The sequence below is a fragment of the Elusimicrobiaceae bacterium genome (assembly GCA_028700325.1).
Lineage (GTDB): Bacteria > Elusimicrobiota > Elusimicrobia > Elusimicrobiales > Elusimicrobiaceae > JAQVSV01.
This window is the reverse complement of record JAQVSV010000056.1, coordinates 1-13,352: the sequence shown is the minus strand read 5'-3', so window position 1 is coordinate 13,352 and position 13,352 is coordinate 1. Positions and strand designations below refer to the sequence as shown.

Sequence of the window (13,352 nt, the reverse complement as noted above, 5' to 3'; positions counted from 1 at the left end):
AAATGCGGTAGCAGATGGTGGTGCCTTTGCGCGCGCTTTCTATGACTCCGGCGTTTTTAAGAACCGCCAGGTGCTGCGAAACCGCGGGTTGCGCCAGCGCCAGTTTGCGCGCCATGGTGGAAACGTTGCATTCTGTCCTGGCCGCCAGGCCAAGCGCGATGTTAAGGCGCGCCGGGTGCGCAAGCGCCTTGAATATAGCCGCGGTGCGGGCCAAATGGACTGGTGTCATGGTATCCCCTGCCGGCGGGTCAAACCGCCCATGGCGCAAGGCGGCCTGCCGGACTTTATATATTCAAACATTCGAATATTCAAATATTATAATATACTGCGCGGGCTGTCAAGACGCGCCGGAAGCGGCGGGTGCGCCGGGCATAACGCCAAAGCGGGCCCGGCCGCGCGCCGGCGGCGGCAAAAAAGCGGGCCCGTGAGAACGGGCCCGCCTGAAAACGGCATTTGAGCGCAGTCGCCGGGGCGGCAGCCGGATGCGCTGCCGGCTCTAGGAGTCTGTCCGAGGTTCCACGACTTTAAGGTGCAGTTCGTCGAGCTGGGTCTGGCTTACGCGGCCCGGCGCGCCGCTTAAAAGGCAGGCCGCCGTGGTTGTCTTGGGAAACGCCATAACTTCGCGGATGGAGGTTTCGCCGCATAACAGCGCGACCAGCCGGTCGAACCCGAGCCCCAGCCCCGCATGGGGCGGCGCGCCGTAGTCCAGCGAATTGACCAGCATGCCGAACCGCTCGCTGATGCTTTCGGGCGAGTGGCCCATCATGCCCAGCAGTTTGCGCTGGATCGCCGAGCGGTGGTTGCGTACCGAGCCTGACGCCAGCTCCACCCCGTTAAGCACCAGATCGTACTGGTGCGACCCCATTTTAAGAGGTTCGGTGTCGAGCATGGGCAGTTCCGCGTCAAGCGGAGCGGTGAACGGGTTATGGGTGGCTTCATAGCGGTTTTCTTCGGGCACCCATTCAAGCAGCGGAAAATTCGTCACCCACAGCGCAAACCACGGCGCGCGCGGTTTCAACTGGAGTTTCGCGATCAGTTCCTTGCGCAGTTCGCCCAGTACGGTGGCGGCTTTGAGGGGATTGAGGTCCGACGCGATGAAAAGCGCGTCGCCGTCAGCCGCGGAAAGTTTCGTTTCAAGCGCGCGCAGTTCCTCCGGTGTGAAGAATTTGGCGGACGGCGACTCAAACTGCCCGCCCTTCACCCGTAGCCACACCAGCCCTTTCGCGCCGGCTTTTTTAGCCGTTTCGGTCAGGCGGTCCATATCGCCGCGCGTAAACACGGCTCCGCCCGGCGCGCGGATGGCGCGGATCGCGCCGTCCGCAGCCACGATGTCGGCAAACACCTTAAAGCCTGTTTCCCTGAAAATTTCCGTGCAGTTTTCAATTTCAAGGCCGAACCGCAGGTCCGGCTTGTCTGACCCGTAGCGTTCCATTACCTGCCTGAACGTCATGCGCGGAAACGGAATGTCTAGCGGCTGGCCCATTTTGCAGAACAGCTCTTTGAGCAGGCCCTCCGCAAGCGAGAACACGTCCTCCTCCTTTGCGAAGGACATTTCGAGGTCGAGCTGGGTGAATTCCGGCTGGCGGTCGGCCCGCAGATCCTCGTCGCGAAACGCGCGCGCGAGCTGGTAGTAGCGGTCAATCCCGGAAACCATCAGAATCTGTTTGAACATTTGCGGCGACTGGGGCAGCGCGTAAAAATCGCCCGCTTTCAGCCGCGACGGCACCAGATAGTCACGCGCGCCTTCGGGCGTGGAACGGGTCATGATGGGAGTTTCCACTTCCAGAAAATCGTTCCTGTTCATGTACCCGCGTATGATCTGCGCGATTTGATGCCGCGCGATGATATTATGCGCCATTTTCTGGCGCCGCAGGTCAACATAGCGGTATTTAAGCCGGGTTTCCTCGTTGACGCCGGCGTGCCCGCCCAGTTCGAAAGGCGGGGTTTTGCTTTCGTTTAAAATGACGATCGCCGAAGCCGCCACTTCTATCGCTCCGGTAGTCATCTGCCCGTTTTGATAGCCGCCGGGGCGCGGACGCACGGTGCCGGTTATTTCCGCCACGAATTCGCCGCGCAGCTGGGAAGCGGTTTCAAACAGAGCCTTGTTTTCCGGCTCCACAACGGCCTGGGCCATGCCGGTCCGGTCGCGCAGGTCAATAAACAGCACTCCGCCGTGATTCCGGGCCGAATGCACCCACCCGCACAGCACAACTTCGCTGCCGGTGTGTTCAGTCCGCAGATGTCCGCAATAATGAGTACGTTTCATAAAAGGTGTCCGTTCCTAGGCGGTTTGTAAAATACCGGCAATTTCATCCTGCCGGACCTGCCGCTGTTCGCCAGTTTCAAGATTTTTCAGTGTGCATACGCCCCGGGCCACTTCGTTCTCGCCGATGATGGCGGCGAATTTCGCGCCGGATTTGCCGGCCGCGCGCAGCTGCGACTTGAAACTTCTGGAAAAATCCCCGCCGTCAGCGGACAGGCCCGCCGCGCGCAGCCCGGTCAGCAATTTGAAGGCCGGCCGGTCCGCCGGGCCGCCCATGCTGATGACATAAACCGCCAGCCCGGGTTCCAGCCTGACCAGCTCGGAAATTATTGAAACAGCCCGGTCCACTCCCATCGCCCAGCCGACCGCCGGCACATCCGGCCCGCCCATGGATTGGAGCAGGTTGTCATACCGGCCGCCTCCGGCTATCGCGTCCTGGCTGCCGAGCGCGGCAGTCTTGAATTCAAAGACCGTCCGGGTGTAATAATCCAGCCCCCGCACCATGCCCCGGTTGACCGCGCATTCGATGCCGGCGTCGCGCAGGTAGGCCAGCACTCCGTCAAAATGCTCGGAGCAGGCAGCGCAAAGCTCCTGTTTCGGCGCGGTTTCGGAGAGCTTTGGCCCGTCGAGCTTGCAGTCTAGCGCGCGCAGCGGGTTTTTGTCAATGCGGGCCCGGCAGTTGTCGCACAGATCCGTTTCATGAGCGTGCAGGTATGCCAGCAATGCGGCCCGATAGGCCGGCCGGCATTGCGCGCAACCGAGGCTGTTGAGTTCCACGCTGAATTTGTCCAGTCCGGCCTTGCGCAGAATCTGTTCCAGCATGATGATGGTTTCCGCGTCGGCCGAAGGAGAGGCGTTGCCGATATACTCCGCGCCGATCTGCTCGAACTCGCGGTAGCGGCCTTTCTGGGGCCGTTCGGCCCGGTACATGCTGCCTATGTAAAACAGTTTCTGCCGCGGGTTGACCGCGAACAGGTTGTGCTGTATGCAGGCGCGCGCCACGCCGGGAGTGCCTTCCGGCCGGAGCGCCAGCCTGCGGCCGCCCGCGTCTTCAAACGCGTACATTTCCTTTTCGACCACGTCGGTTGTTTCGCCCGTTGATTTCACGAACAGCTCATGCCGTTCCACGGTGGGAATGCGCAGTTCGCCGAAGGCGTGGCAGGCGAACACTCCGCGCGCTATCGCTTCAAGGCGCGCGAAATGCGACGATTCCGGCGGGAAAATGTCCCGGAAGCCCCGTATGGACTCGGTCATGGATATAAAGGCGCCATGCTTTCCAGGCGTTTGCGGTCGAGAATGATGATTTTCTTCTCTTTATAATCCAGAATGCCGGCTTTTTTCATAACGGAAAGCGAGCGCGACAGCGGCTCTCGCGTGGTGCCCAGCAGATCGGCCAGTTCGTGCAGCGACAGGTTGATCTGGTTGTTTTCTTTTTTTATGCCGCGTTCCCGTGTCAGCCGCAGTATCGTAAACGACAGCCGGCCCAGCATGTTGTGAAACAGCAGCGACTCTATGTCCTGATTCGCTTTTCTCAGCCGTTCCGAAAGCGTGCGCAGCAGGCACAGCGTGAAACTGGTGTCGGTTTCAATCAGTTGGAAGAAACGCTGGCGGTCAATGATGATAAGTTCGCTGTCGGTCACCGCTTCGGCCGAGGCGGAGCGGGTTTTGCCGCCCAGCAGGGCCATCTCGCCGAAAAAATCGCCCTCCACCATGTAAGCCAGCGTTTTATTCCGGTTCTGCGGCGAGCCGGTGAAAATTTTCACTTTCCCGGCGGTTACCACAAAAAAACTTCTGCCGATGTCTTCTTTTGAAAAAATCAGTTCGCCCGTTTTTACCCGCACCTGCGAGGTGATTGAGCTTATTCGATTGAGTTCGGCCGGCTTGAGATGCCTGAAAAACCCGACTTTTTTGAGGTATTGAACCGTCATACGCCTCCCTGATCATCTTTTGGCTATTTTAACATATTGCGCGCGCGCAAGCGCGCGTCAGACATCGGCGGCCAGTTCCTCTATGGCGTAGGCCAGTTTGTTCGCCGCTTCCAGCGGATTGGGAAACCCCGCTTCCGCATAGGAGTGGCGCATCACGTCAAGCGTGCCGGGCACGTCGAGCAGGCGCACCATCTCGATATACAGCTGTTTCGCGAAAGACGCGTCTTCTTTAACCACTACCGCGCAGCCGGTTTTTTCAAAGATGCGGGCGTTGGCATCCTGATGCGCGTTGGTGGCGGCCGGAAACGGGATGAGGATCGCGGGTTTCTGCACCGCGATCAGTTCCGAAAGCGTGCTGGCGCCGGCTCTTGTGATGGCAAGGTCAGCCGCCCGTAGCGCCAGGTTCATCCGGTCGCAGTATTCCAGCACAAAAATGTTTTTCGGCGACGGGCCGTACAGCGTTTTTATTTCCACATAATCGCGCCGGCCGGTGATGTGCAGGAACTGCACGTCGCTGCGCGCGGCGGTTATGCGCAGCGCGCTGTTGACAATCGCGTCGTTGATTCTGCGCGCGCCCTGGCTGCCGCCGAAAACCGTTACGGTCAGCCGGTTCGGGTTCAGCCCCAGTTTCTGGCGCGCTTCCAGGCGCGAGAGCCGCACGGCGAATTCTCCGCGCACCGGAGTGCCGGGCGCGGCGGTGTCTTTCGGAAGCGGCTTTTTCGGGTCAATCAGGCCCCACGCCACCAGCGAAGCGTATTTCGCGCTCCAGCGGTTGGCCATGCCCATCACGGAATTTGCCTCGTGGATGATAGAGCGGATGCCGTGTTTGCGCGCGCAGTAAATCGCCGGGAAGGAGATATAGCCGCCGAACCCGATCACGACATCGGGCCGGAAATCCTGCAGAATGATGTCCATCCGTTTTACGGACGCCCTGAGCTGCCCGGCGAACCCGGCCAGCGCGAACGGATGCAGGCCGCGCGGCAGGCCTGTCAGGGCAAGCTCGGTCCAGGGCAGGCCGGCTTTGTCGAGCACGTCACGCGCCGGATCGCCGGTTTTTACCAGAAACAGCGGATCCCACCCTTTCGCGCTCATCACCCGCGCGAGCGAATAGCCGGGATAAAAATGGCCGCCGGTGCCGGAGCAGGCGATCAGCAGGCGTTTATGTTTTTCTGTCATTTCGAACCTCGTTCGCCGGCCGGTTTCTTTTCCGCGGAACGCGCGGAGATGCCCAGCAGTATTCCCATCATGACCAGCGTTGATAATATGGATGAGCCGCCGTACGAGAAAAACGGCAGCGGTATTCCTTTCGTGGGCACCAGCCCCGTTGACATGGACATGTTGTAAAACGACTGCAATGCCAGCATCAGCGTGATCCCCAGCGCCGTCATCGAGCCGGAAAGCGAGCTCGCCGTCCGCGCGATTTTCAGGCCCCGGTAGATGACAAAGCAGAAAAGTCCCACCACGCACAGCACGCGCAGCAGGCCCAGCTCCTCGGCCATGATGGCGAAAATGAAATCGGTGTGCGGTTCCGGCAGATACAGCAGTTTCATCTTCGACGCGCCCAGTCCCGCGCCGAGCCAGCCGCCCGCCCCGATCGCCAGAAAGCTCTGGTGCAGCTGGTAACCTGAGGAACTGATATTCTGTTCCGGCGACAGAAACACCAGCAGCCGTTTTATCCGGTACTCGTATTTAATCAACTGGTACGCCGCCACCGGCACCGCCGCCGCCAGCCCCGCGAGCAGGATTTTCATGCTCATTCCGCCCACGAACAGCAGCGCCGCCGAAACCAGAAACAGCAGTGCCGGCGTGCCCAGATCCGGCTCCACGGCTATCAGGCCCAGCGTAATCAGCGTCATCAGCACCGGATAGGCCAGCGCTTTGTAGGATTTGGCCAGGCGGCTTTTGTTTGCGTCCAGATACCGCGCCAGAAAGAAAATCAGGCTTATTTTAGCAAGCTCCGACGGCTGCAGCCGCACCGGCCCGACCGGGATCCAGCGATGCACATTGGCCACCGGCCTGCAAAACAGCACACCGACCAGCAGAATCCAGGTGCATACCAGCAGGCCGGTCGGATTTATCCGGTCGGCGAATTTGCGGTAGTATTTTGCGATGGCCAGCATTGTCGCGAAGCCGAAAGCCGCGAAAACCGACTGCCGTTTGAAAAAATACAGCGAATCGCGGTGGTAATATTCCCCCCAGAACGCGCTGGACGAATACATGATGATCAGCCCCATGATGACCAGCGCCAGCACCGCGATGAAAAGCGGGAAATCTATGGTCACGGCATCAGCCGGAGCTTTGCGCGCGGGCGCGGCTTTGCTTTTTCCGGCAATCCATTTTGAAAACGGATTGCGCCAGCCTCCCCTGCGCTTGCGTTTCTTCCCCAGCATATCAGCGGAGTTTCAGCGACGCAAGCGCCGTCAGCGTCAGCATGATCCCGACTATCCAGAACCTGACCGTTACTTTGGTTTCCGCCCAGCCTTTCAATTCGAAGTGATGGTGCAGCGGCGCCATTCTGAACAGGCGTTTGCCTTTTGTGATTTTAAAGTATACCATCTGCATTATCACGGAAAGCGTTTCCGCCACGAAAATGCCTCCGATGACGGGCAGCAGCAGTTCCTGTTTTACGCAGATCGCCGTCACGCCCAGCACGCCGCCCAGAAACAGCGAGCTCGTGTCGCCCATGAACACTTCTGCCGGATGCGAGTTGAACCACAGAAAGCCCAGGCATGCGCCCATCAGCGCGCCCATGAAAACCGCTATTTCACCCGCGCCGGGCACATGTATTATCTTAAGGTACGCGGAGAATTTTATATTGCCGGCCAGATAGGCCAGCACGGCGTAGGCGGCTGCGCAGAAAATCATGTTGCCGGCGGCGAGTCCGTCAAGCCCGTCAGTCAGGTTAACCGCGTTCGACGAGCCCACCACCAGCAGCATGGTAAGCGCGAAATAAAGCGAGCCCAGCCCTATCACAATGCCTTTGGTGTAAGGAATGGAAAGCGCGGTCGCGAACGCGGGGTTTTGCGGTTCGACAGCGAAATACGCCGCGACCGACAGGCCTGCCGCCAGCTGTATAACCAGTTTTACCCATGAAGGCGCGCCTTTGGGATTGCGCTTGACCAGTTTGGTGTAATCGTCATAGATGCCGACGAAAGCGAGCAGTCCCGTAACCCACAGCAGCAGCCATACGAACCGCGAGTCCGGCCGGGCCCACAGCAAAACCGTAACGGCCAGCGCGCCCAGTATGATCAGGCCGCCCATGGTGGGCGTGCCGTTTTTCACAAGGTGGGTCTGCGGCCCGTCCGAACGCTGGATCTGGCGGATTTTGTATTGCCGCAGTTTGTTTATGATCCGCGGTCCCAGCAGCAGTGCAAGCAGAAACGCCGTAACAACCGCTCCGCCAATGCGGAACGTCAGGTATTGGAAAACGTTAAGTGCGCCGAAATCGGTTTTCAGCAGATAAAGATAATAGAGCATATGACAAATATTACCATTTATGCCGGCGCGCGGTTTCTAGAATTCTTGGAAAATGGCTTCAAAACCCATCGCCCGCGAGGCTTTCACAAGGCAGGTGCCGCCGGCGGAAAGGCTCTGGCGGATGCTGTCGAGCAGTGTGCGGTAGTCTGGCGCGTATTGCACCTTCAGGCCGGATTTTTCAAGCGGTTCAAGCGCGGGCAGGATTTCCGGCCCGGCGAGAAACACCATATCCGGTTTTTTCGCGGACAGCCATTGCCCCAGTTCGCGGTGCAGAACCGCCGACTGTTCACCCAGCTCCTTCATGTCGCCCAGCACCGCCACAAGCGGGTGTCTGTATTCACCTTCGAACAGTGCGCTGAGCGCTGCCTGCATGGAGGCGGGGTTCGCGTTATAGGCGTCGAGAATGAACAGCGCGCCTTTTTTTTCCTCCAGCTGCAGCCGCATCGGCATCGGCGTGAACTCTTCCAGCCCCCGTTTGATCAGCTCCGGGCCTATGCCCAGCCGCCACGCCGCGGCCGCCGCGCCGCAGGCGTTAAGCAGGTTGTGGGCCGGCAAGATCCGGTTGATTTCCAGTGAAATTCCCGGCCCGGCTATGGTAAAGCCGCCCGTGCGCGCGGCGGGCCGGAAATCGGCCGCCGCATCCGTGCCGAACGACAGCGCGGGCCTGCCGTATTGCGTTTTCAGGCGGCGCAGGTATCTGTTGTCAAGATTATACACCAGCGTGCCGCCGGGGTTGATGTGGTTTGCCAGCTCGGTTTTTGTGCGGTAGACGGTTTCGGTGTCATGAAAAAATTCGAGATGCGCGGGCGACACGTTTGTAATAATCCCGATGTCCGGGCGAACCAGCCGCGCGATTTCATCAATGTCGCCTTCCTGCGACGCGCCCAGCTCGAACGCCGCGTAGCGGTCATCCCGCGTCAGTTCAAAAAGCGAGAGCGGCACCCCGTACTGGTTGTTGAGATTGCCTTTGCTGGCGCAGGTTGTTCCGGCGGCGGTGAAAATGGCGCGCAGCATTTCCTTGGTGGTGCTTTTGCCGTTTGAGCCGGTGACCGCCGCGATTTTAAGATCGAACCGGCCGCGGTGCCAGGCGGCCAGATTCTGAAGCGCGCGGAGCGTATCGTCCGTCTCGATCATGTGGGCGGGGCTCCGTGCCGGCAAATCCGCCGTTCCCCGGCGGACGATAATGCCGTCCGCGCCGGCGGAAACGGCTTGCGGCAGGAATTTGTGTGCGTCATGCACTTTGCCCGCAAGCGCAAGAAACACCGTGCCGGGTTTGGCTTGCCGGCTGTCGGTGACAATAACGTCAAAACGGTCCGTGCCGGCGCCCCGCGTCAGTGTTCCGCCGCACGCTTGGGCGGCTTCGCTGTAGGTAAGGTCTAATTTCATTGTTTATCCTCAAGCCGGGCCGCGCCGTTGGGCACGGTCTCGTCGTAAAATTGTTCAGAGCCGACGTCTTTGTCGGCTTGTGACACGGGTTCCCGGGCGTTTATTTCAATGCCTTCGTCACCCTCCGGAAATTTCTCGATCGGTTCGGTGACGGGCAGGTGTCTGAGCACAGCGGACGTGTTGTTTTCGGCCGAGTGCTTCTCGTCGGCTTCGGACAGATGCTCCCTGACCGGCGGATATTTGCTGCGCAGGCTGGTCTGCGGGCTGGCGGTCTGATAGTCCCGGCTGTCAAGCTCCTGCGGCAGGTCGGGCTCTATGGTGTTGTCGGCGAGCAGCTGCTGGGCGATTTCCGCGAACGCCGGGGCGGCGGTTTCGCCGCCGGAATAGCCGATGTTCGGCTCGTCTATTCCCACCAGTATGGTGAAGCGCGGATTGCGCGCCGGAAAAAACCCCGCGAATGAGCCGATATGCTTGTTCGACGAATAGCGCCCGCCGACCAGTTTCTTCGAGGTGCCGGTTTTGCCCGCTATGCTGTAGCCGCGTATTTTGGCGCGCCAGCCGGTGCCGCTTTTCACCACTTCCTCCAGCATGGGTATCAGCTCCGCCAGAGTTTTTTTTGAAAGCACCTGCCGCAGCACGTGCGGCTTGTTTTCGGAAATCAGCGAGCCGCCCGAGCCGGTGACCCGTTTGACGAGAATCGGTTCCATCAGCGTGCCGCCGTTGGCGCTCGCGCTGTAAGCCGTAACCAGCTGGATCGGCGTGACGGAAACGCCGTGCCCGTATGACGCTACGGCCAGGTCTATATCGCGCCACGTTTCATATGACCGGATGATCCCTTTCGATTCGCCGGGAAAGTTCAGCGTCGTTTTCGTGCCCAGCCCGAACTGGCGCATATGGGTGTAGAAACTTTTTTTGCCCAGTTTAAGCCCGATTTTCGCCGCGCAGATGTTCGAGGACTGGGCCAGAATGCCGGTTATGTCGAGCACGCCGGTTTTATGGTCGTCGCCGATAACGACGCCGGGAAAAATTTCCCATTTGCCGGTTGAGGTGCAGTCGAACGTGTCGGCCGGGGCTATCGTGTTTTCCTCCAGCGCGGCCGACACCGTGATTGCCTTGAATGTCGAACCGGGTTCGTAGGTCATCTGAAAAGGCCAGGCCTGCCCGCTCAGCCGCGGACAGGTGGCCGCCGCCAGTATTTCGCCGGTATAGGGGTTCTGCACGATGGCGAACCCCGCTTTCGCCTTGCTGGCCGCCACCGCGCGGTCGAGCGCCGTTTCGGTGTAATACTGTATTCTGGAATCAATAGCCAGCGTCACGTCGCGCAGGTCTTCCTCGGTTTTCAGATCGGGATTATAGATGATCTGGCCGTAGCGGTCTTTATAGGCGAGATGTTTTTCCACTTTGCCGCGCAGGGTTTCGTCATACATCTTCTCTATGCCGGACACGCCCGTATGGTCGTATGAAACCGAACCGAGCAGATCTTTCGCCAGCTCGCCGGACGGGTGGACCCGGTTGAAGCTGCGCGACAGGATCGCGCCGGAGAGCTTGCGCGCGCGCAGCTGTTTCATGAGATTTTCGTAGACCGCCGGCTCGATCTTGGTTTTTACATAAAAAAAGTTTTTAGCCGAGTTCCACTTTGCCCTGATTTTCGCTTCCGGCAGTTCCAGTTCGCGGGCGAGCAGGGGAATCATCTGCCGGGGACTATTGGTGTCGCGTTTGGAGATGGCGCAGGTATATGTCGGCAGGGATTCGGCGAGCGCCACGCCCGACCGATCGCGTATCGTGCCGCGCAGCCGCGTTTCCATAGTGGGTGTGCTGGTCGTGCTGGCGGCTTTGCCAGCCAGTTCGCTGTGCCGGAAAGTCTGAAGGTAAAACAGTCGCGCCGCAAGCGGGATTGCCGGCAGAAGCGTGAGGATGCTTACTATGGCAAGCCTCTGTTTTGTGGTGTTTATCATGTGGCTTTCGCACGGTGAGTGCGGCGGATTTACCGCAAATCTGTATTAAACACTTTCGCCACAAGCCTGGAACCCGGCACGGACGGCTTGCCCAGCGTTTCCAGTTTGGCCGTCATACAGGGTGAAGGATGCACCATATTCAGGCGGGCCTGCGCCATCGCCTCGATATTGGCGGGAGATTTAAGGGCCTGCAGCTTGAATTGCAGATGGCGGTTGCGTGCGGTTTTAACCGACAGCTGGGTGTTGATGCGGTTGATCTGGTAGCCGGTTTTAACCGCTTCCACCCGCATCTGCACCAGAGCGAGCACGAAAAGGCTCGCGAATAGAACCGCTGAAACCGCTTTCATCTTTTTCATTGTATCAAACTCCGTGGTTCAAAATCTAATGCCCGGCGGGGTCATGTGATGGGAGGAGGATACCGCCCCGCCGGACAAAGCCTAAAATTCATCCGCGTAAGGTTTCGCGGCGGACTGCCTGTAATCGAGTTTTTCAATAACCCGCAGCTTGGCGCTTCTGCTGCGGGGGTTTTCCAGAATTTCCGCGCGCGACGGTTTCACCGCTTTTTTCGTAAGCAGTTTCCAGCCGTGTTTTTCGGCCAGTCCGCGCAGGCCGTATTTTACGATGCGGTCCTCGGTCGAGTGAAAAGTGATGAAGGCCGCGCGCCCGCCCGACAGCAAAATTCCGTCCAGCATGGCCAGCGCCGACACTACGTTTTCCAACTCCGCGTTCACCGCTATCCGCAACGCCTGGAATGTTTTGGTGGCCGGATGGATTCGGCCATGCCGGGGCACGGCGTTCCGCACGAGATTGCGCAGTTCGGCGGTGCTCGCGAATGGCGTTTCGGCGCGCCGGTCAACGATCTTGTCGGCTATTCTGGCGGCGAACCGTTCCTCTCCGTATTCCTCCAGAATCCGCACCAGCTCGTCATAGTCCGCCGTGTTAAGCAGTTCCGCCGCGGTTTTGCCGGTTCCGGTGTTGTAGCGCATGTCGAGCGGCCCGTCATGCATGAATGAAAAGCCTTTCGCGGGGTTTTCCAGCTGATACGAACTCAGGCCCAGATCAAACAGCGCGCCGCTGACGCCCGCAATCCCGTGGCGTTCCAGGATTTCCGGGGCCTGCGTGTAGGAGCCGTGCTCGATGATGATTTGGGAAGCGGAACCGGCGAGCTTTGCGCTCGCCAGTTCCGCCGCTTCGCAGTCCCAGTCAATCCCCAGTATCCGGCCTTCGGCCGAAAGTTTGTGCCGCAGCAGATATTCGCTGTGTCCGCCGAGCCCCAGCGTGCCGTCGAGATAAATGCCGCCCGGCTCGGTTACCAGCAGGTCGGCGGTTTCTTTCAGCAAAACGGATTTATGTGTCCATTGCGTCATATATCGTAAATTTTCGAAAAGCGCGCTTCGTTCGGCTTTATTGCTTCGTCATTATATTTGTGCCAGCGCTTATCCGACCAGATTTCCGCTTTGTTGCCCACCCCTACGATCACCGTCTCCCGCTCAAGCGCGGCGTACTGGCGTTGAATGGCGGACAGCAGTATCCGTCCGGCTGAATCAACCTGCGCTTCCTGCGCGTTGCCGAAAAAGAAGCGTTTGAAGGCCCGTTCCTGTTCCGGGTTGGCTCCGCGAAACGCCTGCATATTGTTCGCCAGCAGCGCTTCCCACTGCGACGGCAGGAAAAGATACAGGCAGCCGTTTAGTCCGGTTGTCAGCATGAAATGCCCACCCTTCTCCTTTTTCAGCGCCGCGCGAAACGCGGCGGGCAGGAAAAGGCGGTTTTTCGGGTCCAGCCTGTATTGTGTTATCCCGTAAAAGGCCGGCATCGGCTTGCTCCGTTTTTGAACTCTGGATACTTCTCCCGGCGGTTCCTTCCGCCCGCGCGGATTGTTTTTGCGGATTTCCGTCGTAAAAAAGCGGATTTTTTATATCGTGACACTTAAACCCACTTTAATCCACTCCTTACCACAGGATTAGTATATACAAACCGCATGCGGCTGTCAATAACATATTTTGCGGTATTTCCCCGCCCTGTTCAGCCATTGTTCCCATAAAACAAAAAACCGCCTTACAGGGCGGTTTTTTCAGGCGGGGCACTTCTGCAAAATCGGGTTGCGGGGCGGGTTTTCCCGGTGTCAGTTCCGGTCAGGCCGTGCGCTCTGGGGCTGCTGGTTCTGCGGGGAGGCCGGCGCGCTGGGATCAAAAAAAGTCAGCACGTTTTTTAGCCGCGGGATTTGCGGCTGCTGGTTTTGCGCGGGCTGCTGAACCTGGCTGGCGGAACGGACGGCTGTTTGTCCATCAGATCGCTGGCCCGGCGCGGTCTGCGCGGCGCCGTTTACCTGCACGCTGGCGCCGG

General features: G+C 59.2%; 12 protein-coding genes. All 12 read right to left on the bottom strand.

Features of this window, described 5'->3' with window-relative positions:
• The coding region (locus PHW69_07625) for a metalloregulator ArsR/SmtB family transcription factor (protein MDD4005054.1) at positions 1-229 on the bottom strand (229 nt) is incomplete at its 3' end.
• 267 nt (positions 230-496) lie between these two features.
• Positions 497-2,266 carry an aspartate--tRNA ligase gene (gene aspS, locus PHW69_07620; protein MDD4005053.1) on the bottom strand — a complete coding sequence of 590 codons (1,770 nt, stop codon included), beginning with the start codon at positions 2,264-2,266 and terminating at the stop codon, positions 497-499.
• Positions 2,267-2,281: 15 nt separating this feature from the next.
• The gene (gene hisS, locus PHW69_07615; GenBank protein MDD4005052.1) at positions 2,282-3,517 is read right to left on the bottom strand and encodes a histidine--tRNA ligase; all 1,236 of its coding nucleotides are present in this window, start codon (positions 3,515-3,517) and stop codon (positions 2,282-2,284) included.
• Positions 3,514-4,191, bottom strand: coding sequence for a Crp/Fnr family transcriptional regulator (locus tag PHW69_07610; protein ID MDD4005051.1), 678 nt, complete (start codon positions 4,189-4,191; stop codon positions 3,514-3,516). The genes hisS and PHW69_07610 overlap by 4 nt, the downstream gene beginning before the upstream one ends.
• 57 nt (positions 4,192-4,248) lie before the next feature.
• Entirely contained in the window at positions 4,249-5,367 is a 1,119-nt protein-coding gene (locus tag PHW69_07605) for a UDP-N-acetylglucosamine--N-acetylmuramyl-(pentapeptide) pyrophosphoryl-undecaprenol N-acetylglucosamine transferase (protein ID MDD4005050.1), read from the bottom strand.
• Positions 5,364-6,581: a putative lipid II flippase FtsW gene (ftsW, locus tag PHW69_07600; GenBank protein ID MDD4005049.1), complete on the bottom strand. Its 1,218-nt coding sequence runs from the start codon at positions 6,579-6,581 to the stop codon at positions 5,364-5,366. The genes PHW69_07605 and ftsW overlap by 4 nt, the downstream gene beginning before the upstream one ends.
• A 1-nt stretch (position 6,582) precedes the next feature.
• Positions 6,583-7,668, bottom strand: coding sequence for a phospho-N-acetylmuramoyl-pentapeptide-transferase (mraY, locus tag PHW69_07595; protein ID MDD4005048.1), 1,086 nt, complete (start codon positions 7,666-7,668; stop codon positions 6,583-6,585).
• Positions 7,669-7,704: 36 nt separating this feature from the next.
• A complete protein-coding gene (locus PHW69_07590; protein MDD4005047.1) occupies positions 7,705-9,054 on the bottom strand; it encodes a UDP-N-acetylmuramoyl-tripeptide--D-alanyl-D-alanine ligase in 1,350 nt (449 codons plus the stop codon).
• Complete coding sequence (locus PHW69_07585) at positions 9,051-11,009, bottom strand: penicillin-binding protein 2 (GenBank protein MDD4005046.1); 1,959 nt, start codon at positions 11,007-11,009, stop codon at positions 9,051-9,053. Before PHW69_07585 ends, PHW69_07590 begins: the two co-directional genes overlap by 4 nt.
• A gap of 29 nt (positions 11,010-11,038) precedes the next feature.
• Entirely contained in the window at positions 11,039-11,365 is a 327-nt protein-coding gene (locus tag PHW69_07580) for a hypothetical protein (GenBank protein MDD4005045.1), read from the bottom strand.
• An 81-nt stretch (positions 11,366-11,446) separates the two neighbouring features.
• Positions 11,447-12,376 carry a 16S rRNA (cytosine(1402)-N(4))-methyltransferase RsmH gene (gene rsmH / locus PHW69_07575; protein MDD4005044.1) on the bottom strand — a complete coding sequence of 310 codons (930 nt, stop codon included), beginning with the start codon at positions 12,374-12,376 and terminating at the stop codon, positions 11,447-11,449.
• Complete coding sequence (gene mraZ, locus PHW69_07570) at positions 12,373-12,822, bottom strand: division/cell wall cluster transcriptional repressor MraZ (GenBank protein MDD4005043.1); 450 nt, start codon at positions 12,820-12,822, stop codon at positions 12,373-12,375. The genes rsmH and mraZ overlap by 4 nt, the downstream gene beginning before the upstream one ends.
• Positions 12,823-13,352: the final 530 nt, after the last annotated feature.